26 protein-coding genes and 1 tRNA gene are annotated in these 26,500 nt (G+C 64.0%); 10 read left to right on the plus strand and 17 right to left on the minus strand.

The genetic code is table 11. The features are described from left to right. The first annotated feature begins 59 nt into the window (after nt 1-59). A complete protein-coding gene (sigK, locus tag EDF39_RS01470; protein ID WP_123939895.1) occupies nt 60-638 on the plus strand; it encodes an ECF RNA polymerase sigma factor SigK in 579 nt (192 codons plus the stop codon). A gap of 338 nt (nt 639-976) precedes the next feature. On the opposite strand, the gene EDF39_RS17865 is transcribed toward sigK, so the two are convergent. Continuing rightward, nucleotides 977-1,480 carry a MarR family winged helix-turn-helix transcriptional regulator gene (locus tag EDF39_RS17865; RefSeq protein WP_123939897.1) on the minus strand — a complete coding sequence of 168 codons (504 nt, stop codon included), beginning with the start codon at nt 1,478-1,480 and terminating at the stop codon, nt 977-979. Between the two features lie 219 nt (nt 1,481-1,699). Continuing rightward, nucleotides 1,700-2,539, minus strand: coding sequence for an endo alpha-1,4 polygalactosaminidase (locus EDF39_RS01480; protein WP_199726115.1), 840 nt, complete (start codon nt 2,537-2,539; stop codon nt 1,700-1,702). 649 nt (nt 2,540-3,188) lie between these two features. On the opposite strand from EDF39_RS01480, the gene EDF39_RS01485 reads away from it, so the two are divergent. The 3 genes from EDF39_RS01485 (at nt 3,189) to EDF39_RS01495 (ending at nt 5,225) form a co-directional block, all read left to right on the plus strand. Then, complete coding sequence (locus EDF39_RS01485; RefSeq protein WP_123939899.1) at nt 3,189-3,674, plus strand: MarR family winged helix-turn-helix transcriptional regulator; 486 nt, start codon at nt 3,189-3,191, stop codon at nt 3,672-3,674. 113 nt (nt 3,675-3,787) lie between these two features. Beyond that, a complete protein-coding gene (locus tag EDF39_RS01490; RefSeq protein WP_123939901.1) occupies nt 3,788-4,066 on the plus strand; it encodes a hypothetical protein in 279 nt (92 codons plus the stop codon). A gap of 694 nt (nt 4,067-4,760) precedes the next feature. Further along, nucleotides 4,761-5,225 (plus strand): MarR family winged helix-turn-helix transcriptional regulator, encoded by a 465-nt coding sequence (locus EDF39_RS01495; protein ID WP_123939903.1) that lies wholly within the window; start codon nt 4,761-4,763, stop codon nt 5,223-5,225. 55 nt (nt 5,226-5,280) lie between these two features. On the opposite strand, the gene EDF39_RS01500 is transcribed toward EDF39_RS01495, so the two are convergent. From EDF39_RS01500 to EDF39_RS01530, 7 genes are all read right to left on the minus strand, one after another. Next, nucleotides 5,281-5,868 (minus strand): recombinase family protein, encoded by a 588-nt coding sequence (locus tag EDF39_RS01500; RefSeq protein ID WP_123939905.1) that lies wholly within the window; start codon nt 5,866-5,868, stop codon nt 5,281-5,283. A 269-nt stretch (nt 5,869-6,137) separates the two neighbouring features. After that, nucleotides 6,138-6,974, minus strand: coding sequence for a hypothetical protein (locus EDF39_RS01505; RefSeq protein ID WP_123939907.1), 837 nt, complete (start codon nt 6,972-6,974; stop codon nt 6,138-6,140). Nucleotides 6,975-7,015: 41 nt separating this feature from the next. Beyond that, nucleotides 7,016-7,624, minus strand: coding sequence for an AAA family ATPase (locus EDF39_RS01510; RefSeq protein WP_158613118.1), 609 nt, complete (start codon nt 7,622-7,624; stop codon nt 7,016-7,018). A 2,618-nt stretch (nt 7,625-10,242) separates the two neighbouring features. Then, complete coding sequence (locus EDF39_RS01520; protein ID WP_123939912.1) at nt 10,243-11,538, minus strand: hypothetical protein; 1,296 nt, start codon at nt 11,536-11,538, stop codon at nt 10,243-10,245. Next, nucleotides 11,535-12,524: an AAA family ATPase gene (locus EDF39_RS01525; RefSeq protein WP_158613119.1), complete on the minus strand. Its 990-nt coding sequence runs from the start codon at nt 12,522-12,524 to the stop codon at nt 11,535-11,537. The genes EDF39_RS01520 and EDF39_RS01525 overlap by 4 nt, the downstream gene beginning before the upstream one ends. 12 nt (nt 12,525-12,536) lie before the next feature. Beyond that, entirely contained in the window at nt 12,537-12,707 is a 171-nt protein-coding gene (locus tag EDF39_RS17375) for a hypothetical protein (RefSeq protein WP_158613120.1), read from the minus strand. Between the two features lie 91 nt (nt 12,708-12,798). Next, nucleotides 12,799-13,008, minus strand: coding sequence for a hypothetical protein (locus EDF39_RS01530; RefSeq protein ID WP_123939916.1), 210 nt, complete (start codon nt 13,006-13,008; stop codon nt 12,799-12,801). Between the two features lie 255 nt (nt 13,009-13,263). Here EDF39_RS01530 and EDF39_RS01535 point away from each other — a divergent pair, with 255 nt between their 5' ends. Together EDF39_RS01535 and EDF39_RS01540 are read left to right on the plus strand one after the other, a co-directional pair. After that, nucleotides 13,264-13,515 (plus strand): type II toxin-antitoxin system VapC family toxin, encoded by a 252-nt coding sequence (locus tag EDF39_RS01535; RefSeq protein ID WP_123939918.1) that lies wholly within the window; start codon nt 13,264-13,266, stop codon nt 13,513-13,515. 9 nt (nt 13,516-13,524) lie between these two features. Then, entirely contained in the window at nt 13,525-14,091 is a 567-nt protein-coding gene (locus EDF39_RS01540) for a hypothetical protein (RefSeq protein WP_123939920.1), read from the plus strand. A gap of 16 nt (nt 14,092-14,107) precedes the next feature. Here EDF39_RS01540 and EDF39_RS01545 read toward each other — a convergent pair whose 3' ends face one another. After that, nucleotides 14,108-14,773 carry a nuclease-related domain-containing protein gene (locus EDF39_RS01545; RefSeq protein WP_233572927.1) on the minus strand — a complete coding sequence of 222 codons (666 nt, stop codon included), beginning with the start codon at nt 14,771-14,773 and terminating at the stop codon, nt 14,108-14,110. A gap of 465 nt (nt 14,774-15,238) precedes the next feature. Here EDF39_RS01545 and EDF39_RS01550 point away from each other — a divergent pair, with 465 nt between their 5' ends. Then, nucleotides 15,239-15,496 carry a hypothetical protein gene (locus EDF39_RS01550; RefSeq protein WP_123939924.1) on the plus strand — a complete coding sequence of 86 codons (258 nt, stop codon included), beginning with the start codon at nt 15,239-15,241 and terminating at the stop codon, nt 15,494-15,496. Between the two features lie 809 nt (nt 15,497-16,305). Here EDF39_RS01550 and EDF39_RS01555 read toward each other — a convergent pair. Continuing rightward, nucleotides 16,306-16,396: transfer RNA gene (locus EDF39_RS01555), tRNA-Ser, on the minus strand. Nucleotides 16,397-16,520: 124 nt separating this feature from the next. Between EDF39_RS01555 and EDF39_RS01560 the strand changes: the two genes are divergently transcribed. Then, a complete protein-coding gene (locus EDF39_RS01560) occupies nt 16,521-17,384 on the plus strand; it encodes an SGNH/GDSL hydrolase family protein (RefSeq protein ID WP_123939926.1) in 864 nt (287 codons plus the stop codon). Nucleotides 17,385-17,504: 120 nt separating this feature from the next. Continuing rightward, the gene (gene radA, locus EDF39_RS01565) at nt 17,505-18,866 is read left to right on the plus strand and encodes a DNA repair protein RadA (RefSeq protein WP_055964531.1); all 1,362 of its coding nucleotides are present in this window, start codon (nt 17,505-17,507) and stop codon (nt 18,864-18,866) included. Nucleotides 18,867-19,037: 171 nt separating this feature from the next. Here radA and EDF39_RS01570 read toward each other — a convergent pair whose 3' ends face one another. The 4 genes from EDF39_RS01570 to EDF39_RS01585 all read right to left on the minus strand — a co-directional run bounded on the left by EDF39_RS01570 (nt 19,038) and on the right by EDF39_RS01585 (nt 23,298). Next, the gene (locus EDF39_RS01570; RefSeq protein WP_123939929.1) at nt 19,038-19,424 is read right to left on the minus strand and encodes a dehydrogenase; all 387 of its coding nucleotides are present in this window, start codon (nt 19,422-19,424) and stop codon (nt 19,038-19,040) included. Nucleotides 19,425-19,438: 14 nt separating this feature from the next. Next, a complete protein-coding gene (locus tag EDF39_RS01575; RefSeq protein WP_123939931.1) occupies nt 19,439-20,104 on the minus strand; it encodes a hypothetical protein in 666 nt (221 codons plus the stop codon). Nucleotides 20,105-20,214: 110 nt separating this feature from the next. Further along, a complete protein-coding gene (locus EDF39_RS01580) occupies nt 20,215-20,733 on the minus strand; it encodes an amino-acid N-acetyltransferase (protein ID WP_055964522.1) in 519 nt (172 codons plus the stop codon). Nucleotides 20,734-20,808: 75 nt separating this feature from the next. After that, nucleotides 20,809-23,298, minus strand: coding sequence for an ATP-dependent Clp protease ATP-binding subunit (locus EDF39_RS01585; protein ID WP_055964520.1), 2,490 nt, complete (start codon nt 23,296-23,298; stop codon nt 20,809-20,811). 166 nt (nt 23,299-23,464) lie between these two features. Between EDF39_RS01585 and EDF39_RS01590 the strand changes: the two genes are divergently transcribed. Then, nucleotides 23,465-24,391: an NAD(+)/NADH kinase gene (locus EDF39_RS01590; protein WP_123939933.1), complete on the plus strand. Its 927-nt coding sequence runs from the start codon at nt 23,465-23,467 to the stop codon at nt 24,389-24,391. A 54-nt stretch (nt 24,392-24,445) separates the two neighbouring features. On the opposite strand, the gene EDF39_RS01595 is transcribed toward EDF39_RS01590, so the two are convergent. After that, nucleotides 24,446-25,294 carry a serine protein kinase RIO gene (locus EDF39_RS01595; RefSeq protein ID WP_123939935.1) on the minus strand — a complete coding sequence of 283 codons (849 nt, stop codon included), beginning with the start codon at nt 25,292-25,294 and terminating at the stop codon, nt 24,446-24,448. Between the two features lie 141 nt (nt 25,295-25,435). Beyond that, the gene (locus tag EDF39_RS01600; RefSeq protein ID WP_123939937.1) at nt 25,436-26,341 is read right to left on the minus strand and encodes a hypothetical protein; all 906 of its coding nucleotides are present in this window, start codon (nt 26,339-26,341) and stop codon (nt 25,436-25,438) included. Between the last annotated feature and the right edge of the window lie 159 nt (nt 26,342-26,500).

Raw genomic sequence — 26,500 nt, forward strand, 5'->3', positions numbered from 1 at the left:
AGTGCGGCGTCTTCCGCACACCACCCGCCTTCCTGGGTGCTACGTCAGGATTACCCGCCATGCCTCTTGCTCCCGCGACACCACTTGGCGCACCCCGCACCGACGACGAACTTATGTACCTCGTTGCGGAGGGCAACCGTGACGCGTTCGCAGCCCTCTATGACCGCATCAGCGGCCGGGTACTCGGTCTTATCCAGCGGGTCCTTGTGGATCCGGCCCAATCGGAAGAAGTTGCCCAGGACGTGTATCTGGAGGTGTGGCAGCAGGCATCCCGGTTTGATGCCGCCCGCGGCAAAGCCGTCTCCTGGATTCTTACCGTCGCTCACCGACGTGCTATCGACCGGGTTAGGTCTTCGCAAACGAGCCGAGACCGCGACTACGCAGTCGGAATCCGTGACTACGAACCGTCCGTCGATGACGTCGCCGAATCGGTCGAAGTCCGAATGGAACACCGTCGAGTCGTTGCAGCGATGTCTCGCCTCTCACAAGCGCACCGGGAAGTCCTGGAGCTGACGTACTTCCACGGGCTCACCAACACCGAAGCCGCCCGCGCCGCTGGTATCCCTCTCGGCACGATGAAAACGAGGCTCCGCGACAGCCTCATCGCCCTCCGCACACACCTCACCCAAGCCGCCTAAAACGACCACTCCCATTTCCAGATCTCTGCCGGTTCGGAAAAGGTGAACTTCACCGAGGAGGGACGGCGGATAAGTCACCGCCCCAGGAGTCGAAAGAGTTTTCTGTGCGTGCAGTTGCGATCAGAAAGGGTTGTAAAGCCGACACGGGGACATGAAAGTGCCGGCGTCACCCGAAGACGCCGGCACCTTAATCAGTTCATCAACGGCCGCTTATCCCAAAGCGATAACCGGACATGACAAGCCTAGGCGGTCACGCCCGGCTAACTAAACCCCAAGCCTGGTGATTTATTCTGTCTAGCTCCCGCGTTCAGTTTCCTGGTCAGCTCGCCAGTCCGCATTCAAGTACTGGGGGCGAGCCCACTCCGGTTTAGAGAGTCTGTGATCGCGGATAAAAGCACAGTAAGGCGTTTGCGTTCCCGCAATGAAAGACCCTCTAGGAAGGTTCGGAGATCGGTGCGGGAGTCCCCAAGGGTGTCGGCAAATGCCGTGGCTGCTTCTGGGGTCAGGTGCAATAGTTTGCTGCGACCGTCCCTCGGGTTCTCGGTGCGAGTCACCAAACCTCGCTCGATAAGACAAGCCACGATGATCGTGCCCGCACCGTTTGTCACACCAAGCACACGGGCAATGTCAAGGACACGAACGGGTTGACCGAGGTTCTCTAAGCGGGCCAGGTACTCCAACGCCGACATCTCGTTAGCCCGAATGTCAAAACGGTCCCGGAGCCTCCAGCGGAGCAGGGCGTCCGCCGTTTGCAGGGCCGACATTGCCTCCAGAAGAGGGATGAGGGCACCCGCCTCTTCAGTATTGTTCTTCACACCAGAGAGTAAATCCACGACAGCCATGATCAACCATCGCAGTCAGGGAGTGCGAGCATTGAAGACCACTCGCCAAGCGCCGGTCATCGCCCCCGGATGCGCGACGCCGCGGGGCGCAGGCCGCCTGAGACCGAACTGTTCCGCCGCCCTTAAACCAGTCGCCCAGCCCTGTACTCGGTGGATCAAACGCATCGGTGTCGAACAGCGCGCCCCGACCGGGGCGCGCTGTTCAAGAGGCCTTTGACGTCAGCAGTATTCGTACCGGTAGGCCGAATCGCCACTAGGGACCACGTCTCGGTCACGGAGGATGACGGAGATGGTTTTCCCTTGCGCTGCGCACGCGGCCGTGTATGCGCTCCGAGCGTTGTCCGTGTACTCAATCTCGATGACGTTGTTCCCATACACGCTCGTGTACGCGTCGCATTCGCTATTGAATTGGCACTCTTCCGCGATGGCGAAATCGAACTTGACTGTGTTCTTTCCCGCGGAACCGAGCTCAGTCGTGTTCTTCTGAGCGATCGCCAGACCATCGGCATGCGCGCGGGTGGCCAATAGGGTGGCGTATGCCACCGCGTTTGCCTTGGTCAATTTCCCGCTTGACCTCGTCCACGAGTCCAGGTTGTCCGGTTCGACAGCTTGATACCCCTTTGATTGACAACCATCAATCCACCCGTTGATGATGCCGGCGATACTGGTCCGCTTTGACGCAGTTGACGTGTCCAGAAGGTATTCCCCCGGCCAGTCGGGGTCTTCGACGTAGTTGCCGTTACTGTTTTTCAGCAGCAAATCCGAATGAGACCCGGTCCAGAAGGTTTTCTCGCCCGGCTGGGTTTGGAACGCGTTGACGTAGCAAATGTTGTACTTGCCTGACACCGGGTTCGCCGACCGATCCCGGTCAACGATCGACACCGTCGACGCCGGCGTGTATGCCCCGCCGATCTGGTAATCGAATTGGCCATTCACAGGCGGCAACACCGGCGTCGCGGCCTGCGCCGCCATCCCTGTGGAGGCAACACCAATCAGCGCCGTAACAACGGCAGTAGTGGCAAGCATTGTCTTGGTGCGACGTAACCGAAGAGCGCGCATGCGCAATTCCCATCTACAGGTACCCCGCCTCGAGCTAGTCTCTGGCGATCAGTACCGGATTCACCAACAAAACGTGGTTTACCGGCCGGGCTCCCCGTAACGAGCACACCATAGGAGACCTTTACTCTCCCCGCAAGACAGAACCGTCTACGTAGCCAAAGCGGTCACTACAAGTGCTCAAACCCACGACTCACCAGAGCACTCAACCCAGGGGTTCGGTGTCACCACGGCCCTCTGTCACCCACCGCGCCAGGCAACCTCGAGCGCAAAACGACTTCGTCTTGTCGCCTCGAGCATCCGATCAAGCACACAACAGCCGCTCGGATACTGGCCCCCTACCGAAATTCGAGCAGTACCCTCGCAAATCAAAGCCGACTTAGGGCTACGAACCCTCAGAGAGGACCCACTTGTGGGGAGGTCGACACCACTTGACCCGTGGCGGCTGACTTTTAAAGTATCCGAGGTGGCATTCACCGTGGCAAACCTCGGCATCGCACACCGGGCCCGGCCGCGACCGGCAAACACGCACCTCGAAGTCCCATCCATCTTGTTTACTTCACTCCCCCTTTTGGGGAATGACAGCAGGGACCGGTGGTGGTTAAGTCAGGGTGAAGCGGACCATGGATGGTCCCCAGATACGGAGTACCTGATGACCACGACGGTCAACACCACACCCAACCCCAAAACCAAGCCCGAGTCTCTGCCTCCCGAGAGCAACGGGAACACCACCGCGACTATCCGCCTCGCTCTCTTCGCGTTCAACCATGCGCACCGCGTCTTTCTCGATACTGCCGCCCAACAACTCGGGGTGGGAACAACCGACCTTGACGCTCTCCTGCAACTCGCCCAAGACGAACCGGTCACCCCAGGACAGCTTCGCGCCCACCTGCAACTCACGACCGGCGCAATCACCGCCGTCACCGACCGGCTAGACGCCGCCGGGTACCTCACCCGCCTGCAACACCCCACCGACCGGCGCAGCCTGCTCCTCGTCCTCACCCCAACCGGCCGGAACGCCGTCAACCATGTTCTCCACCAATACGAGACAACACTCACTGCCCTCTCCGAAAAACCGGCAATGATCCAGCAGCTCACCACGCTGACTTCCGCCGTCCTCCACGCCAGCAAGGCCTAACACCCCTCTCCCTCTGACGTCGTCCACTGGGCGCGGCGTGACGATACGACTCTGAGGTCCACAACCCTGGCCGCCTCCAGGACAAGGATGGGCGTACCAATCCAGGGGGCAGTGTGGAACCGATCGACCTTGACGACGCGCAACTGCCACGTATCAACGGGCAACACACCCTTGTCCGGCTAAACGGCCGCGTCTACCGGGTTCGAAACGCCCGTGCCGGCGTGTGGGAGATCACCGAAACCCTCGGCAGCATCCTCATCGGCCATGGACACCTCCACACCACCGGTACCACCTATCAGATCGTTACTCCCACCAGCCAGGGTCCAAAACATCCGCGGTGGCAGCACGTCGTGAGGGAACACCTCACCGTCCGCAAAGACCTCAAACGGTAATAGGCTCCCCCACCCGGTACCCGATCCCTTCCGGGTCTAGCACGGAATTGGAAAGGCCAGGCGTGGCGGCTTGCGTGACTGTCGCATAGAGCCGCCCCGTTCTGGGGCATGACAATACAGCCAAGATGGCGTTTCATAAAGACACTCCATTACGGAGAATCTCGACCGTCAACCTATTTGCCCGTGGAGGCGTCACCGTGCTCATCGCCCTCGTTAGTATCGTTCTCCTGCTCGCTGCCACGACAACGACTGTGATTCTTGCCCGTAAGAATTCGACGACTGGGACGGTCCAGGACAGCAGCGAAAGGCTCCGGGCTCTTCGCGAGACCCACCGCCGTTCCCTCCAGGCCCGCTAACTCTTATGACCCGAACAGTCCCGCCCACCCGTTGGGCATGCCGGTGCATCGACGCCGCAGGATTCACCCTGCTGCTGACGGGCGCGGCTCTCTTCGTCAACGGCGAGGCTGCCGGCGTCTTCCTTCTCACCGCCGGTTTTCTTGTATGGCCGACGGAATGGGCCACCAAAACCAGGCTTCGGAAGCGTGCAGCATCTTCTGCGCCAAGGCCCGCCCCGCGGTCGATCCCATTGCCCGCCGCCACACCTACCCTGTGGGTCCAAAAACGCGTTTAGGTTTCGTTCGGTTAATGAAGGTCGACCGTTTGAGGAACGAGCAGCTGCGTGGAAGGATCAACCATGACCGCCCACCCCGATGACTCCTACGAGGCAGTCGCTCCTCTGTCTCAAACCTTGCATCGCCTCGACGAAGCCCACCGCAGATTCCGCAGCCACGTTGCGAGAAGCCTTGCAATAACGCCGGCCGAGCTCACGGCCCTCCTGGTGATCGCAGTCACCCCCAAGATCAGCCCAAGCAGCCTCGCTGCCGACCTCTCCACCTCGGACGGAAACACGACGGCGCTCATTGACGGCCTGGAGGACGCTGGCCTGCTGCGCCGCGTCCCCAGCCGCACCCCACCCCACCTCGTCACTCTGGAACTCACCGACGACGGACAGCGCACACTCGTGAGAATGCGCACCGCGTACCGGACCGTCCTCGGTCACGCAGACACCGACGGGTCACTGACCGCGATCCTGCCGCAACTCGACAACATCACCACCACCCTCAACACAGCCGCGAAAAACGGGTACCCGACCCTTTAACTGGGCACGCCACATGCGACCCGGTTGCTGCGTCAGGGGACGTGATACCGCGGTCTCAAGCCTCACGTTCGAGCGCGCGGGCGCGCCGATAGAACGTCGACCGGGACAAACCAAGATCCCGAAGAACGCTTGCCGCGGCCTCTCCCCCGTCGATCAACCGCAGTGCATTCTGGATCTGCCGATCTGACACTTTCTGCGGGCGTCCCCCGAGGTCGCCACCAGCCGTTCGCCGTTTAGCAACAGAGTCCGTGATCCGCTCCCGTTTGATGTCAAGCTCCATCTGCGCCAAAGCCGACATCACCGTGAACACCATCGACCCCATCGGAGTCGACGTGTCCACATCCCCTCCCCCCAGGTTCAACACCCGAAGACCCGCTGACCGCGACCTGAGTCCCTCGGCGAAGTCGAGCATGTTCTGCGTCGACCGGCCAAGACGATCAAGAGTCGTCACCACGAGGGTGTCCCCGTCATGGATCGCGTCCAGAGCTCGATCAAAGGCCGGCCTCGACGCTCTAGTACCCGAAATACCCTGGTCGATGTAGAGGTCATCGCGGCGCACACCGGCAGCCAGAAGGTCAGCTTCCTGCCGATCCGTATCTTGCTGCTTCGTCGACACCCTCGCGTACCCGATCAGCTTTCCCAACTAAGACCTCCAGGTGTCCCAAAACCAACGATGAACACATAAATTCAAGCAGGGACTTTCGGCACATAGATATGGGAAGTTCGGTATGGCGGAAATCCGGACTTAGATCGGTTCACGAGATCGAGCCCGTGAGACATCCCATATCCCTAGGGATATAGGACGTTCATTCTTGACACTTAAGCCACGCCCAGAGAGCTCGATTGCCTTGCAGCAGCTCGTCCTTCCCTGCCCATTGCTCGAAGTCCGACGTGGGAGGGGTGCCCGGGTGGCTAAGAACCGATTGGAATCGCCGCGCAAGTCATGCCCGCTCGTAGGTTTTGCTCGCACCAATTCTGGAGGTCGGAAAACCAGGAGAGGGCGGCAACGGCCGCGCACGAGAAGGCCACCAGAAACGACGACAGAAGTGTTTCTGGGCTCACATTCACTTCGTACCGTTTTAGCACGCGACCGATCGCGCTAAAAAGATCATGATCACCCACCGCCGAGCCGAGGCCCCGAATCTCTTTCTCGGCCGCTCGTGCCTCCTTCACCACACCATCATGGGTTTCGAGAGGGGCGGCCGATCGAACGCAGACAATTCTTGCCATCGCTTCGACGTCAAAATCGCGAACTTTCAAGCCACCGAACGAAAAGCGCGAGAAGTCCAATCCCAAGCTGTTCCGCGAGTTCACAATTCGAACGGCGGCGAGTTTCGTCGCCAGAGCGCGAGCATCGTCCCCGATGATCTCCGCGTTTGGAATTGACCTTGTCCCCTGTGAAATCGGGCGCCGACGCGCGGACCGTGTATGCGCGTAGATAACCCTATACAGAGCATCAGGCTCAGCCACAATCAGATCCATAAAGAGATCGTGGTGTTCACTTGCGAAGACGTTCTCCAGGTCGTCCACCCCGCTGTCCCCTGTAAACCCGTCATAGTCGCGGTCTACGAGAAAGCGAACCCCTTTTAGTCCCCGAGAATTAGCTAGTTCCGCGGTGCTAAGGACTTGCGCACGCCCGCCAGTACCAGCCATTAGGTGAAGGTCGGAGGAGCAGTGGTCTTTAAGGGCGTCGTAGTCGTCCGGACCTTCCACCACCAGCAGGAGGGACTGACTCTCCTTGATATACATGGCGACTGTTGCAAAGAGCGTGTTGGCTGTGAGCGCCTCCCTCAAGAGAACGCCACCTCGGGTGGCCCCAACCGGATCGCGCGATCCCATTGATCATTAATAATTTGCGGCGAATGCGTAGCGACGACAAAACGGAATCCGGCAAGGGCCGCGATGCGACGGACGTCGGGAATGAAGGCCAATTGCCACACGATGTGCAGGGAAATCTCCGGCTCGTCGACGAGGACGATGGCTCCCCTAGGTACGTTGAAGAGCAGATCGATCATAAGAATGATCTCGTGTTGCTCGCCCGAGGAAAGCGAGTCCAGATCAATTTCACGCGAATCAACGGCATGCTCCACGGTCAACCCGTCGCCGTCCGTGACGCGGAGCTGCTTGTTCAGCAGCCGGCTATTGATGATCTGTTCCAGCAACTCGATCTTCTGAAGCAGGCCTTCGAATGGAGCCAGTTTTTCATCAGCGTCACGCAGATAGAGATCCAGGAGCTTGAGCTCCCAGTCCTCGAGGGTCCGGGCCGGTAAGGAAAGCTCGTCTTCAAGCGCTACAGAAGCCACGCGGCCGAGCCTGCTGCGGAATTCATTCTGCTCGTCGTAGCGCGCTCTGATGCTGTCGGCGTCCAAATTTAAGTTCGTCGCCTCTGTGCCCAGCACGCGATTAGGAAATGTTCGGTCAAGGCGCTGCGTGATGCGCGAATGCTCGGTCTGCGCCTCATTGACGAGTTGTTGCAGTTTTCCGCTTGTTCCGTGATCCGAGATTGGGGACGCCGCTGCCCCCTTGTCGCGGATATGGATCGGAATCCTCCAGGACGCGGCCGCGTTTCTTGTTCAATCCGCAAACGCTGAGTCTCGATCAAATAGCTGGGCACCTTGCCCGCAAACTTTTTTAACGCATCGGGCGTTGGGTTTCCATCGGGACCTCGCCGCCCGTACCTGTCTCTAAGTTCATCAACATGAACGATCTCACCGTCCCCGGGGTCTTCCCAAAGGTCTTCACTGATCTGGCGGTAAGGCAGAGCCCCTCGAACCCACTTCGTGAATTCATCCTCTCCGTACGTCCAGGACACGACCATACGTCCGGCTTTGCGAAGCGCAATAGCTACAGTTCCGCGGAATTGAGTTTCATCTTTATTCGTCCCGCTAATCCTCTCGGCCGCCAATTCTGAGCCGTCGGAGTACTCCAACGTGGCCGTCTCGAACGGCAGCAGCAACAATGCAGACCCTCTTAGGCGAGACAGCGCATCAATGACCTCGAGAAATCGAGTCTTTCCCACACCGTTCGGACCGTAGAGGATGACAAATTCATCTCCGTCTCGAATTTCAAACGCATGGTTGTACTCGCCGAGAACGCGCGTTGCCGACGCTCGAACAAGAAACGGCTCCTGTGTAGTCACGGACTCACTATTGCAGGTCGAGTCCTTCTCAGGCACGAATCAGTCTTCGGACTCGAATGTCTCCTACTTAGCGCCCTACGTGTCTCGAAACCATGGTGTGCCAAGACGCATGGCTTTCGGGAGTCGTGAGAAGGACTCCACCGGTCGCAGCACTTCTAGATCAACGATCAGATCTGTTGCAATTGGGAATCCAGAACTCCAGCGCAACGCCTATTAGGCCGTCGAGCTGGGTGGCATTGAGGTGTACCTCTGAGCATCACCTCGCCAGTCGAACCCCGCCTTACTTCCGGTAATACGTATTCTCGGAAGCTGATGGCGGGAGGTGACGTGAAGAGAGGCCGAGTGGCGCCGCGCACACAACTCCTCCCCTTCGCGTACAACTTGTCGCCGGGCGCTACCGCGACGGGTCTTCCTCCTGAGCACTTGCCATCGCTGAGTCCGGCCAACTCGTCACACGCGTCCGAATAGCGCACCTCCACTGCGAGTGGTTGCGGACCAACCTATGTGAGACTGCTGGGTTAGCCAGCAGGCGGGTGACAACGTCAGCGAAGCCGTGACGGCGGACGTAGCGGACGGCTCCGTAGTCGTTGCCGTCGAGCCGAGTGCAGTAGACGATCGGCTGCCAGAGCGGACAGGAGCGGACGAAGCACCCCGTCTGAGGAAGTTAGCCGTACCCTCCGCCTATGGCCAACCGCCCGAACGAGCGAATACTGCGAGCGATGCACCTGGCGAGCAAGATCTCCACCGCCACTGAGCACGTCGCCCTTGGACTGAATCGAGCAGCGAGCCCCTCATGGCAGGCACGTCAGCCAGGAGCTGTAATCACGCAGCTTTCGCAGGGCGTCGAGCGATAGCTGAAGGTCACGTACCTGCTCGGCAAGGAGACCGCTGGGCGTGCAGTTGACCCGAAGTTGGGCGCTGGAGCCGGAGGACACGCCATCAGCGAGCTAAACACCCGAAATTTGTCTGCTCTCGCCGTTGCGTCCGCGTCGTCCGCTCCGTACTTACGCCAGATACTCGCGAATACTATGAATGACCTCTACTGGCAGGACGTACTCGCTGCGTCGGATGCGTGGGCTGCAACGTCCGGCCGCTACGGCGATCTCGACGCACTACGTGGCAAAGAGTCCCAAGTAGATTCCGGTTGGGCCCCGTGGGAAGAGGCGGAACGCCGAGCGATAGCCGAGGTGAGAGGATGAAAAAGACTGTCCAACGAGTCTGACCGCCGGCCAACTTCTCGTTTTGCATAGCGTGATGCGCTGGTGGCGCACGCTTTACAGGTGCTGGCAGCAAGGCCCTATCGGAGCGGACGGAAAGACGTTTGCTAGCGGCGTCAGTCCGCAGAACCTCCACCTGGATGCGGCACTCGCGGATCTAGTCGCCCGACGTTAGGCCCTCGTTCTCGAACGGGCGGAACCAACAAGCCACCGGCGAGTGGACGCCGTTCATCTCGATACAGGATCAGTACAACCTGGTGCAGCGTGAGGAGAAGCGGGAGATGCATCCGTTCTGCGCCGATCACGGCATCGGAGGATCTGGTCGCCTCTCGCGCGATGCAGACTCGCCCGACCTTCGGGTGCGACAGGCAACAGCGGTGAGCAAAACGAACCAGGTTCACGAATGTTCCGCCAGGCGGAAGAAACGGTGAAAGTCATCGTCGAGATCCGCCGACACAGCGGCACGGCATGGTGTTTTCGCGCGGACAGGTGGCGCTCGCATGGGCGCGTCAACACGACGTTGTCACCTGCCCTATCGTCGGAAGGACCAAGACGCGCCACCTCGACAATGCCGTTTCGTCGTTGACAGTGGAGTTCAGCGACCTCGACCGTTTTCGACGCAAGAAGGCTACGGCATCGCGCCGACCAGGAGGCTACTGGCTCACCAATACACCGCGACAACCTCGCCGACAAGTCCGTAGACGAGCTTGTCGGCGCTCAGGAGGCTGCTCGAGGCCGGTGCGGCCTCCGGTGTGCCAAGGGTAGTGAGTCCCTGACTGCGGAGCACCTCCGAACGGCGCGCCGCGACGTCGTCGCCCGATGGCAGCGCGTGCCCCAACTCAGTTGCGAGAGCATCGAGCACGGCGAACGCGGTGTCGACAGCAGTTGCGGACGGAACCAGCAGTGCCAGCTGTGAAGCAGCCGCGGCAACCAGTGTCGCCAACGTGTCCGCTTGCGCGGCCGGAACCATCGTCCGAAGGTAGGTGTCAAGCGCAGCGGTGAGCTGTGCTTCCGTGTCCCCGCCGGCCGGCCTCGCTTCAGACGCAGACGCCTCAAGCTTGCCGGTCAGTTCCTGCAGCGACTCGTTGATCGAGGATACGGCCGGGTAGTTCCGCAGCGCGTTGAACAGCTTTAGTGGTGTCCACCCGGCGACGACACCAGGTTCCGCAAGACGTACCAGCGCAGCGTGCGGTGCCTCGTCGAAAAGGAACCGCCGCTCGTCCGCCCAGAAGCTTCCCGTGTCCATCAGCGCGTGCAGGTACAGCGGGTGTGCTGCAGCCGAGGCTGCGACGACAGCGGTTCCTGCCTCATCGACACCCCAGCCCACCACTTCCGCTCGAAGTGGCACCTGGTTGATGAGCAGCTGCTGCACCAGCTGCCCGAGCGCCTCCGCCTCCTCCAAGCCGGAGGTCTCATCGGGGAACTGCTTCGTCAGTTCAGCGATAGTGCCAAACATTGAGCCGAACCGGTACAGCGGATCCGCTTGCAGGAGGACGTTCACCTGAATCAGGCGTCCGCGCTGCAGCAGCCCCGTCGCGGCCGTGTCCTTGGTGCCGTCCCAAATGAGGTCCGGGGCGTTCGGTTCGGTAGTCACCCGTCGCAGTTCGCGGCCGAGAAAGTCACGGAACAGCGACTGCTTCGACCCTTGCCGTTCCACCTGCCGCGATGAGGTGGTGGTGGTCCGAACTCCGGCGTCGACCTTTGCCGCTATCACACCCGGAACAGAGTTGCTCGCCCCAGCAGACAATGACGACTCACGGGAGCGTCCGCGGGTCTCAACGATGCGAGCGTCCTCAGCGCCGTACCGCCCAACGTACAAACTACGTAGCGCCACCTCATCGAGGTAAACGAACTGGCGAAGTTCCCCGAGCGGCAGCACCAGACGGTCGAGGGCCCGCAGCGCCGCTTGTCGGTACTTGAATCGGAACCACCCTCGAATTCGGCGGAGCAGGTTCACGTGTTCTCCTGTCGGGCGTTCCACATCGTTCGGGCTCGTTCGAAGCCCATGATGAAGTGGTCATTGTGGATGCTGCTACGCCCGGCGGTCACCGCGAGCTCGCCGGCGTGTTGCCACACCGACCAAAGATCGGCAGCGGACCAGTCGTCAGTGTTCGCGGCAACGTACGCGTCATCTAGGGGTCCGGTGGTCTCTGGCCGACGTGCCTGAAGGATCGCGAGACGGTCAGACTCGCCGGGATGGCGGAAGGTGATCTCACGGTCGAACCGTCCTGGCCTACGCAGGGCGCGGTCGATGTCGTCGATTCTGTTTGTCGTGCCAATGGTGACGACATTCGTTCGTGTGGTGGCGCCGTCCATGTTCGTGAGGAACACATTCACCAGCCTCGATGCGGAGTCGCGGTCCGAGTCACGCGACTTCGTCATCACGTCGATCTCATCGATGAAGACAATGGATAGGGGCTGCTTCGCCGCGTCCGTGTAGATGGCCTCCAAACGTCCTTCGCTCTCACCGACAAGATGACCGCCGAGTGATGCAGCGGTGACGAGGTAGAGCGCTGCACCGGATTGCGCGGCCATGATCTGCGCGAGATGGGTCTTCCCTGTGCCGGGTGGTCCGGCGAAGATCAGCCCCCGCAGCTGCGGTACGCGAAGTGCTGCCAGCGCGGCTCTCGCGGTTGGGTTCAGTTGCGTGGCGGAAAGGTTCTGCGCTTCAGCGATGATGTCGGGGAAGCCTGCGAACTGGTCCCAGGAGAGCGTTGAGTCGATCTCCCTGCGCAAAGATCCGGCATCGAAGTCGTCGCCGCGATCTAGTTCGATCGGGGCCACCCGCACCGGCGTTGTTGCCGCGACAGATGTGATGCGGAACTGATCGTTGAAACGCACTGTGTAGTCCTCGCCGACGGCGACGTCGTCGGGAACAGACAGGGATGTCAGGCCGCCGTCGGCTTGAACGATGACCTTGCCGGGTTCGACGTGCTTGATCACGCCGATGCGTTCCTATTCCGTCCAGTCGTCGTCCGTCCCGGTATGCCAGGTGCCGTCAACGCTGAACAGCACATCCCCGACGCTCAAGCCCGCGTTCATGAACTCAGGTTCCGGCGGGATGATCGCGCCGGTGACCGTCCGCAGGAACGGCAGTCCATCAGTGAAGTGCGACACTTTCGCCACGAATGAGCCCATCAGCGACGCACCTCGACAACGGTGTCTGCGCCTCGGATGCCCCGCTCAAACGTCGTTGGCCGTGTGGTTCGCTCCACCTTCACGCTTCGGCGGCCTCGGCCTCAGGGCTGCGCAGACGGAACCACGGTTCTTCAGCTTCGGCCGAGTATGCCTCGACGTAGTAGAGCCGCCCGGGCTCATGATCGGGCTGCAGGTAGAGCCGCTGGTCCCGGACGACCGGCCTCCACGCGTCAGCCTGCTGCGTCTGGGTGCCTGGCACTCCGTCGATGATGATCTTGGGCTTGTCCATGACGTCCTCTCGTCTTCGATACGAACGCTACACAGTGCCGACAGCCGCACACCCGCGTGTTGAAGTAGCCCTTGGGCGTGTCGTATCGGCCGAAAACTAAACCTCGTCTCCACAACCATTAAGGACACGTGTTCCCGCTACCGGCTGCGCAACTCGTCTGCCCGAAAGTGTGGAGCAGCGGGTTCAGCACTTAAGTCCGAAGTAGCCAGGTGGGCCTGGTGGCTTCGCGAATTCTACGACCTGGCCGAAGCTGAGGTGCGCGATGCGCATCGGCTCCACTACAACGCGCTCCGTGCAGCACTCGGTGCGGGACTCCCCTTCGACGACGCGTGCGCTGCGGCGTTCCAGACCGTCGTCGAGCTCACCCGCGTCGACCGGGACTCAAAGGGCCGAGTGATCGGCCTCATGATCGCGGCCACAGCGATCGTGTACCAGGCTGACCTGGTGACCCACAACCCGAAGGACTTCGCCGGCCCCGGGTCGGTGTTGAAGGTCGTCGAGGTCTGAGGAGGAGCCGTGCCAGAACCAGCCGCCTCCGATGGCCACCCGCAGGTCGGCTCGATGCACAAGAACGGCGACCGCATGTACGGCATCGCCGGCCCCTACGCCAGGGTCCTCGCCGCACGCGGGACGCCGAAGCTGTCGAGCCTCTACCACTCCACCGTCACCGAGGAGCTCCGGAGTGTGCGCGTCGGCGACACCCTTCGTGTCGAGTGGGACGGTACGCACTGGTGGGCGTCGTCGCCCACGGGCCGCGTGGGCCGGCTCACGTGGTCGAAGGGCGTGCGTGACGGGACTGCGTACGCACCGGACGGCCGGAGCCCGTACGACTTCGATGACGGCACCCTGCACGTGCAGACCGTGACTCTCGATCGCGCCGGGACGGTCGTCGACTGTGGTGGCTACGTGGTCCCAGACGAGCACGACCCGGCCGACTGGCCGATGACACCGATGCCGAATCCGAGGGAACGAAAGCTCCGCGTCGAGACTTCCACGCAGCCGGCGCCACCGACGGCAGTCGCATCAGCTGAACCGACCGATCAGCCGCGCTCGTTCCTCAGCCGGTTGTTCGGCCGCCGCTGAGTCGCGCGACCGCTGGTCAGGCGGGCGGGAAGTGGCCGGCGATTGCAGCGGCGGTCGCGGCGACGTCGACCGGCCCGTCCGACGCGATGAGCAGCTTCACGAGCTTCTTCGGCCAGAGGACATCGACGCCACGAGTACGGAACGAGCCGCCGAACATGGGCCAGTCGGCGTCGACGAAGCAGAGCGCGCCGGTCACGGGGACGGCACCCACCTGCTGGCCGAGCATGTCACTGACGAGCGACACCTGACGGAGCACACCGTCTACAAGCTTCGTCCGGTCGCCGCCGACGATGAGCTTTTCGACGCGTGGCCGGAACAGCCCGCCCTCGACGCGCAGCTCGGGTCGCTTGTCTTGGTAGCGCTTAGCGTCGACGACCCGGACGCCGGCGCGGGTGACGACGATGTGATCGATGTTCGCCCGAGTCCGCGGGATGCGTCGGTCGTGCAGCACCATGAGCTGGTCCGAGGCGATCGCCTCGAGGTGAGCCCCGACCTTCGACTCCCCCGTCGCGCCGGACTTCCACGCCGCGGTGCTCTGCTTCTCGTCCGTGAGCGCGACGGCGATGCGCCCGAGGCGGCCCTGGCCCCACTTCTCGCGGATCTTCGCCTCGTCGTTCGCGCGTCGGCGCTCGTACTGACGCTGCGCTGATGCTCCCGCCGAGTTCCTGTCGTGAGTGTCCATGCTCTCCATCCATCCAGGTGTGGTGCGTCGGTGCGAGCCCCAGTCGGAGGCGCAGGTTTGAACTCTGATGCCGATGCATGAGCGCGCCCGCCGGTGAGCGAACGAGTTCGGCTCGGCTCGTCGCGACTTCGGGAACGGTTGCGGACTGAAGCCGATAAGAGACCACGGACTGCAGCAGGGGCATCAGCTCTTCACCGACGCGAGTGCGGCCAGCGGTCGCAGCTAGTCAACGAAGGCGCGCGCAGCGACGCGCCCGACCGCCAGAAAATGCCAAGATTCGATTCGATTGATAGACGAGCAGTTTCGACGAAAATTACCTAGGCCGGTCGCGAACCTCCGTGCGCCGCTCCCTAGTCTCCTGACAGTGAACCCACCACAAGAGTCTCAGGACGCAATCAACGCCGCCCCGCAAACCACGTGCGACGCAGCCCCAGCGATCGCCCACGCCGGCAAAGGAAATGGATCGTGAGCGAAGACACCGGCACGGGATTCGGCCCGACGATCGAAGCAGACGCCTTCCGTCAAATCCTGCATCGCGAGACCGCGCGCATCGTCGCCAATCGACTGAGCGCGTCACCTTCCTCCGGCTACAGGACTTGGGAGGACCTCAGCCGTGAGGAACGAAGCAACATCACGGGCTGGGTCGAGCTCGTGTTCATCGCGCAGATCGAGGCGTACGGTCCGGCGCTGCATCTGGCCGGCGTGCAGGCCAACGTTGAGTAGGCGCCGAGCGGGTTGGTGGCTCAACCGTACAACCCCTCCGCCAGCGAGCTGGGCGTACGTCGTTGAAGATTTCCTTGCTCCCGACCGTTCGCGAGAGTGGGCGCTTGCAGCCGCGCTCTTCATCGCGGAGTACACGGACGCACACCGACAAGGACCGACGTTCAGTGAGTTATTTACCCATCTCTTGCCGGACACGAAGGGGGTTCCGTCGCGACGTCCCGAGGGTGTGAGCTCGCGCGAGCAATCTCACGCCATGGGCTACTTCCGGCTCTACGTCGTGCGCCGATGGCGTGACTACAACTTGTTTTTCTGGAGAACCGGGATCTATCGAAGCCTCAACGTCCGCGCGAACTTGGTCAGGCAGGTACGTCAGTTCGAACAGAATGAGCAGAGCAAGCTTGACAAGTGCGGTCGCCTAGAGCGGCGCCGCCACCATTGAGATCCGGTCAATCGCCGCGCGGCCGCGCCCCGCTGAAGACCCGCGGCGATGTACCGCAACGCATCCGCCTGGGCAACCAGGCTCCTCCGGTAGTGCAGAGGAGCCCGGCTGCGCGTGCCGTGGATTGATGCCGTCGGACGCTACGTCCCGATCCGGCGAATGCGCATCACGATGACGCACAAGCACGACCGCTGCGCCGAGACCGGAGGGACCTGGGCACCAGCCCCGGGGACCCGGGCAAGCAGCCCTGATGACCAGAAGGCGGTGACGAGAGTGGCGGTGTGAAGCGGTGCGTTGAGAAAGCGCACCATAAATGCACCAGAGTCACCCCCTCGAACAGGAAAACCCCCGCGCGAACGGGGGTTTTCTGTGGCGGTACCGGTGGGATTTGAACCCACGGTGGAGTTAACCCCCACACATGTTTTCGAGACATGATCCTTCGGCCGCTCGGACACGGTACCGAGAGCGAGTTTAGTACAGATTCGGGAGCTTGCCGAATCGCCCGGGTGAGCTGTCGGATCCTGCGCTCTGGCCAGGCGCAGACGACCGAGCGGCCGCACACCCGCGAGGGCGTATCGTGCCGGAATGACCAACACGAAGGCGATCGCCGGAGCGGTCGGCGGAGCAGCCGCAGCAGCCGTCGCGGGCACGGCCTACTACCGCCGCTTCATGGCCCGCCGCCAGGTCGCGGCCGATGTGCTCAACAGCACGCTGCCCGTGCATTCGAAGTGGTGGCGCGAGCGCTTCGCCCAGCAGGGAGCACTCAGCTACGTGGCTCTCGGCGATTCGGCAGCCCAGGGCATCGGTGCGTCGGCTCCGTCGCGCAGCTACGTCGGCCGCATCGGTCAGCACATCAAGCGCACCACCCGCTCGACTGTAGGAGTCAAGAACCTCGCGGTGAGCGGCTCCACGACGCGCCTGTGCAAGATCAATCAGGTGCCGCGCCTCGTCGATCTGACTCCCGACATCGTCACGGTCGCGATCGGTTCGAACGATGTCGGCGAGTTCAACGCCGCGAAGTTCGAGAAGAACATCCGTGTTATCTACGGAGCCCTCCCCCCGCACGCGATCGTCGCCGACCTGCCGTTCATGCTGCTGCCCGACCTCGAGAAGAAGGTCGCCGTGGCGAACGAGATCGTGCGCCGTGTGGCCGGGGAGCTCGGCCTGACCGTCGCCCCGCTCTATGCGACCACCCGCCGGCAGGGCTACATCGGCACTTACCGCAACACCGCGAAAGACCTGTTCCACCCGAACGACAAGGGCTACACGGTGTGGGCGTCGGCGTTCTTCCCCGCCATCGACGCCCGCCTGGCCCGGATCGCCGCCGAACGGGCAGCAGCCGACGTGACCGCGTCGCGCCGGGTCACGAGTGTTGCTTCGGCCGTCGCCGACCGGGCTCACGGGGCTGCGATCGCGCGGTCCGACGACGACGTCACCGCGACTTCCTGAGCCGAACCCCAAACCCGACAAACCAAGGATCCGCGGCCACCCCCGCTCGCTCCACCCGCACCAGCCGGGCCCCTGTGAGCATCACCCGCCGGTGTCGGTGGCACCACCTAGAGTTGCCCCATGGCCCGCCCCACCTCCACTTTCCGCTGCACCGAGTGCGGCTGGTCGTCGATCAAATGGGTCGGCAAATGCGCCGAGTGCCAGTCGTGGGGCACCGTCGTCGATGCGTCGGCCGCTGTCGCCTCCAGTCGTGGTGTCAGCGCGATCGCGGTGCCCGCCGATCGTGCCGCGCGACCGATCACCGAGATCCCCGCCGAGAGTGTCTCGCACTGGCCGAGCGGCATCGCCGAGTTCGACCGGGTGCTCGGCGGCGGCATCGTTCCCGGGGCCGCGATCCTGCTCTCGGGCGAGCCGGGCGTCGGCAAGTCGACCCTGTTGCTCGAGGTCGCGTCGCGTGCCGCCGCGCAGGGTGCTCGTGTGCTGTACGTCACCGCCGAAGAGTCGGCCTCGCAGGTGCGGCTCCGCGCCCAGCGCACCGGCGCCATGCACCCCAACCTCTTCCTCGCCGCCGAGGTCGATCTCGCCGTGATCCTCGGCCAGATCGAGCAGACCAAGCCGTCGCTCGTGATCGTCGACTCGGTGCAGACCGTGTCGTCGTCGGCCAGCGAGGGCATGGCGGGCGGTCCGTCGCAGGTGCGCGAGGTGGCCTCGACCCTGGTGCGCGTCTCGAAAGACCGCAACCTGCCGATCCTGCTCGTCGGTCACGTCACCAAAGACGGCAGCATCGCAGGTCCGCGCTTGCTCGAGCACCTCGTCGACGTCGTCTGCCAGTTCGAGGGCGACCGTCAGACCGCGCTGCGCTTCATCCGCGCCCACAAAAACCGCTTCGGTCCGACCGACGAGGTTGGCTGCTTCGAGATGACGGGCGACGGCATCGCCGAGGTCAAAGACCCGTCGGGCCTGTTCATGTCGCGGGGCGGTGCCCCCGTCTCTGGCACCTGCATCACCATCTCGATGGAGGGCCGCCGCGCCCTGCCGGTCGAGATCCAGGCGCTCATCGTCTCCAGCACGGCGCCGCAGCCGCGCCGCGTGGTCAACGGCGTCGACGCCTCCCGCGTCGCCATGCTCCTCGCCGTGCTCGAACGCCGCGCGGGCATCCGCCTCGGCGATGCCGACGTCTACGTCTCGACGGTCGGCGGCATCAAGCTGACCGAGCCCGGCGCCGACCTCGCCATCGCACTCGCCCTCGCCTCGGCCAGCCGCGAACGCGCCTATCCCCACACCCTGGCGGCCGTCGGCGAGATCAGCCTCGCGGGCGAGATCCGGCCCGTCTCCTCCGGCAAGCAGCGCGCCTCCGAGGCCGCGCGGCTCGGCTTCACGCAGATCATCGACTCGTCGTCCGAGCACCTGCGCGAAGCGCTCCGGCAGGCGTTCTCGAGCGCGTCCAGCGACCGCGACCGCGAGCTCGACGCCGCGTTCTAAGCCCCGACCGTTCAGGAGTCTGGCAAAACCGGCCGATCCGGGCCCCCAAACCGTCCCTCCGCCCCACTTCTGCCAGCGTTCTGAACCGTCAGCCTACGATTTCGGCGCTTTTAGGCTTGCAACCCGCTTCAATCGCCCGATTCGGTAGGCCGAAGGCCCGCCAGCCCGCGCCTACGCGCGCAACGCCCGCAGCAGATCTTCCGGGTTCGCGGCCATCGTGTGCGGCCCGGCGATGTCGAAGAACACCTGCTCCAGCACGTCCAGGTGCGCTTCGATGAAGTCGCGCAGCTTCGCCCCGTCGTAGAGCATCACGAGGCGTATCTTCTCGTTTGGCACCATGGCCTTGTACGTCTCGGCCGACGAGAACAGCAGCAAGATCCGCTTGTCAGTGTTCTCCCGCCCGAAGACCCGCACCTGCTCGTCTTTACGGTCGGCGAGCACTAGGCGCGGTACGACGACCACGTCGTTGCGGAGCGCGAACGCGACCGCGGCGACGTCTTGCGCGGCGAGCGCCTGCTCGAGCTGCTCCGAGCGGAATTCGGGTTTCGGGGATGCCATTCGATGGTGCCGTTTCAGTTCAGGATCATGAGCGCCGACGTGGCCGATTTGATCGACCCGACGGCGACGGACAGGTGGTAGCTGGCTCCGCCGGCCGGCACCGATGCCCGCGAGCTGTTGCAGGTCGACGACGACGATCGCGTGCGATCCCAGGCGATGGCCGGCGTCGTCAGCGTCTGGCCGGCTTTCACCGTGATCTTCTGGTGCGTGCCGTTGACCTGGCAGTCTTTCGACGACCAGTACGTCTCGGCGCCGGAGGTGATCGACAGCACCTGCTCAGCCGATCCGAGATCGAGCGAGCACGCCGACGTCGACGTGTTGGTGATCGACATCGAGATCTGCGGCTGCTCCAGCGAGGTGTACGAGGCCTGGTCGGCGACGGGCTTGAGCGTGATCACATCGGCGTCGCAGGTGGCATTCGAGGCCGAGGCCGTGGGGGCGTCGGTCGCTTTCGACGTGGCGGCGGCCGAGGGGACGGGCTTCGGCGTGGCAGGGCGCGAAACCGCAGGATCCGACGTGGTCGGGGTCGAAGCGGGCGTCGCGTCGGATCCTGAACCCGGCTTTGCCACGATCAACACGACGATGAGCATCACGAGCACCAGCACCCCGATGACGATCGCGCGGCGACGCCAATACACCGAGCTCGGTTCCGAGCCGACGGGATGCTTGATCGACGACATGCGCACAGGGTAAGCGCCCGCCGGTACCGCGACCCGGATGTGCCCGGCGAGTCACGCGGGCGTGCGGCGGATCGTCAGGCGGAGCCCCGGTCAGACGGGTCGATCGCGGCTCAAACCGGGGGCAGCACCTTGAGCATGCGCGTGTTGCCGAGGGTGTTCGGCTTGACGCGGGCGAGGTCGAGGAATTCCGCGACGCCCTCGTCGGACGACCGCACGAGCTCGGCGTAGACCTCGGGCGAGACGACCGATTCGCCGATCTCGAGGTAGTCGTGCTTCACGAAGAAGTCGACCTCGAAGGTGAGGCAGAAGATACGGCCGACGCCGAGCGAGCGAGCGTCGTTCTCGAGCCCCTCGAGGAGCTTGTGGCCGACGCCGTGATGGATCCACTCGGGGTCGAGCGCGAGGGTGCGCACCTCGGCGAGGTCGTCCCAGAAGACGTTGAGGGCGCCGCAGCCGATCGGCACCCCGTCGGGGTCGAGCGCGATCTGGAACTGCTGGATGCTGCCGTACAGCGTGACGTTGTCTTTGCCCAGAAGGATCCGACGGCTCACGTACGGCGCTATCAACCGTTGGATGTGGGGCACGTCGCTCGCCAGCGCCTTGCGGGTGGTGATAGCGGCAGACGTCATAGTCGCAAGCCTACGGGAACGCCGAAGGCGGCCCTCCCAGTGGGAGAGCCGCCCTCGAAGTGGTGCGGTTGCGACCTACGCCTCTTCGGCGCCCTTGTCGAGCACCAGGACCTCTTCGCGGCCCGGCTGACGCCCGGTCTCGAAGGTGAACTTGCCGTCGACGTAGTCGACCTTCACGTGGTCGCCGGCGTTGAGCTCACCCTGGAGGATGTGCTCCGACAGCTGGTCTTCGACCTCGTGCTGGATCGCACGACGGAGGGGACGAGCACCGAGCGACGGGTCGAACCCGACCTTGATGAGCTGCTCCTTGGCCGCGAGCGAGAGCTCGGCGGTCATGTCGCGGTCGAGCAGGCGGTCGGAAAGACGCTTCACGAACAGGTCGACGATCTGGAGAAGCTCCGGCTGCGTGAGCTGCGGGAACACGATCGTCTCGTCGACGCGGTTCAGGAACTCGGGCTTGAAGTGCTTCTTGAGCTCCTCGGTGACCTTCGAGCGCATGCGCTCGTAGGAGGTCGCCGTGTCGCCCTCGATCTGGAAGCCGACGGGGCCGCCGGTGATGTCTTTCGTTCCGAGGTTGGTCGTCATGATGATGACCGTGTTCTTGAAGTCGACGACTCGACCCTGACCGTCGGTCAGACGACCTTCTTCGAGCACCTGGAGGAGCGAGTTGAAGATGTCGGGGTGAGCCTTCTCGATCTCGTCGAACAGAACCACGGAGAACGGCTTGCGGCGGACCTTCTCGGTCAGCTGGCCGCCCTCTTCGAATCCGACGAACCCGGGAGGGGCACCGAACAGACGCGAGACGGTGTGCTTCTCGCCGTACTCCGACATGTCGAGGCTGATGAGAGCGTTCTCGTCGTCGAAGAGGAACTCGGCGAGCGCCTTGGCAAGCTCGGTCTTTCCGACACCGGTCGGGCCGGCGAAGATGAACGAGCCCGAGGGGCGCTTCGGGTCTTTCAGACCGGCGCGGGTGCGTCGGATCGTCTTCGAGAGCGCAGCGATCGCCTGCTCCTGGCCGATGACCCGCTGGTGCAGCGCCTTCTCCATGAAGACGAGACGCGAGGTCTCTTCTTCGGTGAGCTTGAAGACCGGGATGCCCGTGGCCTGAGCCAGGACCTCGGCGATGACGCCCTCGTCGACGGTGCCGGATGCTCCGACATCGCCCGAACGCCACTGCTTCTCGAGGCGGAGACGCTCACCGAGGAGCTTCTTCTCCTCGTCGCGAAGCGAGGCGGCCTTTTCGAAGTCCTGATCTTCGATCGCGGCCTCCTTCTGGCCGCGGACGACAGCGATCTTCTCGTCGAACTCTCGCAGCTCCGGCGGGGCCGAGAGGATCGAGAGACGCAGGCGGGCGCCGGCCTCGTCGATCAGGTCGATGGCCTTGTCGGGCAGGAAGCGGTCGGCGACGTAGCGGTCGGCGAGGTTCGCCGCGGCGACGATCGCGCCGTCGGTGATCGAGACCTTGTGGAACGCCTCGTACTTGTCGCGCAGCCCCTTGAGGATGTTGATCGCGTGGGGCAGCGAAGGCTCGTGCACCTGGACGGGCTGGAAGCGTCGCTCGAGGGCGGCGTCTTTCTCGAAGTGCTTGCGGTACTCGTCGAGCGTGGTCGCGCCGATGGTCTGCAGCTCGCCTCGGGCCAGGAGCGGCTTGAGGATCGAGGCCGCGTCGATGGCGCCCTCGGCGGCACCCGCACCCACGAGGGTGTGGATCTCGTCGATGAAGACGATGATGTCGCCGCGGGTGCGGATCTCTTTGGTGACCTTCTTCAGGCGCTCTTCAAAGTCACCGCGGTAGCGGCTTCCGGCGATGAGCGACCCGAGGTCGAGCGAGTAGAGCTGTTTGTCTTTCAGCGTCTCGGGCACGTCGCCCTTGACGATCGCCTGGGCGAGGCCCTCGACGACGGCGGTCTTGCCGACGCCGGGCTCACCGATCAGCACGGGGTTGTTCTTGGAGCGGCGGGAGAGGATCTGCATGACGCGCTCCATCTCCTTCTCGCGACCGATGACCGGGTCGAGTTTGTTATCGCGCGCAGCCTGGGTCAGGTTGCGACCGAACTGGTCGAGCACCTGCGACCCACCCTGCGGGCCAGCCTGCGTTTCTCCGCCCACTGCAACCGCCTCCTTGCCCTGGTACCCCGAGAGAAGCTGGATGACCTGCTGGCGCACCCGGTTCAGGTCGGCGCCCAGCTTGACGAGGACCTGTGCGGCAACCCCTTCACCCTCGCGGATGAGGCCGAGCAGGATGTGCTCGGTGCCGATGTAGTTGTGGCCGAGCTGCAGCGCTTCGCGCAGGCTCAGCTCGAGGACCTTCTTCGCACGGGGCGTGAAGGGGATGTGGCCGGTCGGCTGCTGCTGGCCCTGACCGATGATGTCTTGGACCTGCTCGCGCACGGCGTCGAGCGAGATGCCCAGCGACTCGAGCGCCTTGGCAGCGACGCCTTCGCCCTCGTGAATGAGGCCGAGCAGGATGTGCTCGGTGCCGATGTAGTTGTGGTTGAGCAGCTTCGCTTCTTCTTGAGCGAGGACGACAACGCGACGGGCACGGTCGGTGAATCTCTCGAACATCTTCAAACTCCCTTGGTGACGGGCTGGAACGTCACCGATATGACGGTCGACGCCCCGAGGGGGTGGGCGTCGCGTATGTCGAGAGTAACCACGGCACGGGCGGGAGTCTGCCCCTGTTCGCTGGCGGCGTGACGGTCTTCCAAGCGTCGCTCACTAGCCTCGGGTCATGGGCAACTACACGGTCGGTCTGATCCCGCATCCCACGAAGCCGGTCACGCCGTCGATCGACGTGCTGCGCGAATGGCAGGGGCCGGCCGGCGCCCACCTGATCGCGCTGACCGACGATGCGGCACGGGTCGGCGAGGGCATCGAACTGGTCGACGAGGCCACGTTCGTCGAGCGGGTCGACGTCGTCGTGTCGCTCGGTGGTGACGGCACGATGCTGGGGGCCATGCGCCTGGTCTCGCAGCGCCCTGTGCCGGTGCTCGGAGTGAACTACGGCAACGTCGGGTTCTTGGTCGAGATCGAGCCCGCCGAACTGCCGGGAGTGCTCGACACGCTCGCGTCGAACGAGTTCTCGCTCGAGTCGCACCACGCAATCGAGGTCGTCGTCTCGTCGACGGGATTCGAATCCTCCTTCCTGGCCTTTAACGACCTCTCCGTGACGCGCCGACCCGGCCAGGGCGTCGTCACCGCCGATCTACTTGTCGACGGCACCCCCTACGGCTACTTCAAGGCCGACTCCGTGGTCGTGTCGACGCCTGCGGGCTCGACGGCCTACAACTACGCCGCGGGCGGCCCGGTCGTCAGCCCCGCTGTTGCCGCGACGATCGTGACCCCGGTCGCTCCGATGGCCGGGATCGACCGGACCATCGTGCTCGGGCCCAAGGAGCTCCTCAAGTTCGTGGTCGGCGCGGGCACCCGGTCGGCGGCTCTCGAGCTCGACGGACGCGTGGTGTCGGACGTCGGCGAGGGCGCTGTCATCAAGGTGCGCCTTCGTGAAGACGCGGGGATCGTGGCACGCCTCGACGCGGGTCGCCACGGCCGCAAGGGTCGACTGAAGCTGAGCCTCATGGACCTCCCGCTCCGAGAAGACCAACTGCTCGAGTTGGTCCCCCCGGCGGTCCGGGCCCGCTTCCTGCGCCAGCACTGACCTGCTCGCAGACCCCTCCCAGCCCAGGCTCGGGCTCTAGCTCTGGCTTGCGCTCTAGCCGCCGAACACCTCCCCCAGGCACTCCGCGAACAGCTGATCGACGTCGCGCACGAACCCCCTCCGCGCGAACCACGCGGCGACGTTTCGGCAGTCGCGTTCGAGCAGGGCCACCCCGTTCGGATTGCTCACCACGTCGACCAGCTGCGGCAGGTCGATGACCACGACCCGCCCCTGGTGCACAAGCAGGTTGTACGGCGAGAGGTCGCCGTGGGCATACCCGGCTCTCGCGAACCCGAGCAGGATCTCGACCACCTGTTCATACAGCGGCTCGAGGTCGGCCCCGTCGGCCTTCGTCTGAGCCAGGCGCGGCGCAGCGGTAGCCCCGTCGCCGATGAACTCCATCAGGATCTCCGTGCCCGAGATCTGCATCGGGTACGGCACCGGCAGACCTCGCGCGTAGAGGCGAGAGAGAGCCTCGAATTCGGCCCAGGCCCAGAGCCCGGCCTGGACCGAGCGGCCGTGGGCGGATCCTCGTGCCATAGCCCTGCCGTCTCGGGTATTGCGGGTGCGGCGGCCCTCGCGGTACTGAGCGCCGCGGTGGAAATCGCTGGTCTCGGGGCCCCGGTACCGCTTCGCGGCGAGAACCGAGGATCCGGCACTCCCGTCGCTCGGCCGCACGTCGAGGGGCACTCGGCGTTCGATGAGAAACACGTCGGCCTCCTTGCCCGACTTGACGATGCCGAGTTCGGTGTCGATCGCGGCGGCGCTCGTCACGACCCAGTCGGGGAACGGGCGTGGGCCTCGTTCGAGCGGTTGCGTGGCCGGCCAGGTCGACCAGCGTTGGCCGTCGCCGAGAGCGGCTTCGGTGAAGGTGGGTACGACGAAATCGTCGGAAAAAGTCAACGGATGTCTCCAGGACGGAGGTCACCGCGGCTCTTAGGAGGCGGCGACCTCGGGGAAAGAAGGATTCATGGCGCTCTCGTTCGATGCAGTCATGGTCTTCACCTCTTTCGGTCGCTCGTGGGCGTTCTCCGCCGGTGCTCGTCACGCTAGCGCCTCCGCCCCGATGTGTCGAGAGAGACGGTCGATCAGCGCCCTGGGCGCACCGAAGTCGTCGTCGGTCACTCGCAGCACTCGCCAGCCCGCGTCGTGGAAGCTCTCGTAGCGCAGCACATCTCGACGCCACTGGCCCCGGTCGCTGCGATGCTGATCACCCTCGTACTCGATCACCTTCTTCTGCCGTCGGTACACGAGATCGCCGTGCCCCAGCACCCTCCCGCCGTCGTCGGTGACCTCTCCGTTGAGCTCGGGTGGCTCGGGCAATCCGCCCCGCACGATCAAAAGCCTGAGCTCGGTCTCTTTCGGCGACCACACGTTCGGCCGGATCCACCCCAGGGCCTCCCGCAGCCGTCGGGCCCCGCGCCGGCTACCCCAGCGCCGAGCCGCCGCCTGCAATCGCTCGACCGGGAGCTCCCTCGCCGCTTCGAACGGCGACGATCGCCCGGCGAGCGCGTCGCCCATGATGACGACGGCGTCGAGCGGCAGGAGCGCGGCGCACTGCAGCCAGCACGTGACGGGGTCGACCACGGGGAGGATGTCGACGAACCGACCGCGTACACCCAGGGAGCGATGGGCGACGACACCCGGGCGGCTCGGATGCGCCCCACTCGGGCTGATGACGTGCAGCGGGCCGGATCCTGCGCGCCAGGGAAGAGGGAGACCCCACAACGCGGCGGCCGTGAGGTGGCTGAACAGATGATCCGACCGCAGAGCGGGCATGAGCGCCGCACACCGTTCTTCGATGGTGGAGACCGGCCCCGCGACGCGAATGCCGTGATGCGGCACTAGAAGATCGGGGGCGTCGATCCGTGCCCGGCGGAGGCCCAGCGCGCGTGCCTCTGCCACGACGAAGGGAGCGCCAAGCAGGAGGGGAGGGAGGGGAGATCTCATGCATCAAGCCTGGCGATCGGGGCTACCCCCGGACGGCGAGCACCCAATTCTGTGGAGAGATGCGGGCGCGTAATTCCCTGTGGGGGCTTGGCCGCGTTTTCGAGTGCCGCCTAATGCAGCCGCCCTGCCTCGGGCGGCGGCATTAGGCGGCACTCGCGC

This window comes from Frondihabitans sp. PhB161 (assembly GCF_003814635.1).
Classification (GTDB): domain Bacteria; phylum Actinomycetota; class Actinomycetes; order Actinomycetales; family Microbacteriaceae; genus Frondihabitans.

What these genes read in the sequence shown, in the direction of transcription:
- EDF39_RS01530 (WP_123939916.1), bottom strand. Translation starts at nt 13,008, where the DNA reads ATGGACAAGCCCAAGATCATCATCGACGGAGTGCCAGGCACCCAGACG.
- EDF39_RS01580 (WP_055964522.1), bottom strand. Translation starts at nt 20,733, where the DNA reads ATGACGTCTGCCGCTATCACCACCCGCAAGGCGCTGGCGAGCGACGTG.
- EDF39_RS01545 (WP_233572927.1), bottom strand. Translation starts at nt 14,773, where the DNA reads ATGGACACTCACGACAGGAACTCGGCGGGAGCATCAGCGCAGCGTCAG.
- radA (WP_055964531.1), top strand. Translation starts at nt 17,505, where the DNA reads ATGGCCCGCCCCACCTCCACTTTCCGCTGCACCGAGTGCGGCTGGTCG.
- EDF39_RS01495 (WP_123939903.1), top strand. Translation starts at nt 4,761, where the DNA reads ATGACCGCCCACCCCGATGACTCCTACGAGGCAGTCGCTCCTCTGTCT.
- EDF39_RS01600 (WP_123939937.1), bottom strand. Translation starts at nt 26,341, where the DNA reads ATGAGATCTCCCCTCCCTCCCCTCCTGCTTGGCGCTCCCTTCGTCGTG.
- EDF39_RS01480 (WP_199726115.1), bottom strand. Translation starts at nt 2,539, where the DNA reads ATGCGCGCTCTTCGGTTACGTCGCACCAAGACAATGCTTGCCACTACT.
- sigK (WP_123939895.1), top strand. Translation starts at nt 60, where the DNA reads ATGCCTCTTGCTCCCGCGACACCACTTGGCGCACCCCGCACCGACGAC.
- EDF39_RS01570 (WP_123939929.1), bottom strand. Translation starts at nt 19,424, where the DNA reads ATGGCATCCCCGAAACCCGAATTCCGCTCGGAGCAGCTCGAGCAGGCG.
- EDF39_RS17865 (WP_123939897.1), bottom strand. Translation starts at nt 1,480, where the DNA reads ATGGCTGTCGTGGATTTACTCTCTGGTGTGAAGAACAATACTGAAGAG.
- EDF39_RS01585 (WP_055964520.1), bottom strand. Translation starts at nt 23,298, where the DNA reads ATGTTCGAGAGATTCACCGACCGTGCCCGTCGCGTTGTCGTCCTCGCT.
- EDF39_RS01560 (WP_123939926.1), top strand. Translation starts at nt 16,521, where the DNA reads ATGACCAACACGAAGGCGATCGCCGGAGCGGTCGGCGGAGCAGCCGCA.
- EDF39_RS01485 (WP_123939899.1), top strand. Translation starts at nt 3,189, where the DNA reads ATGACCACGACGGTCAACACCACACCCAACCCCAAAACCAAGCCCGAG.
- EDF39_RS01575 (WP_123939931.1), bottom strand. Translation starts at nt 20,104, where the DNA reads ATGTCGTCGATCAAGCATCCCGTCGGCTCGGAACCGAGCTCGGTGTAT.
- EDF39_RS01505 (WP_123939907.1), bottom strand. Translation starts at nt 6,974, where the DNA reads ATGTATATCAAGGAGAGTCAGTCCCTCCTGCTGGTGGTGGAAGGTCCG.
- EDF39_RS01590 (WP_123939933.1), top strand. Translation starts at nt 23,465, where the DNA reads ATGGGCAACTACACGGTCGGTCTGATCCCGCATCCCACGAAGCCGGTC.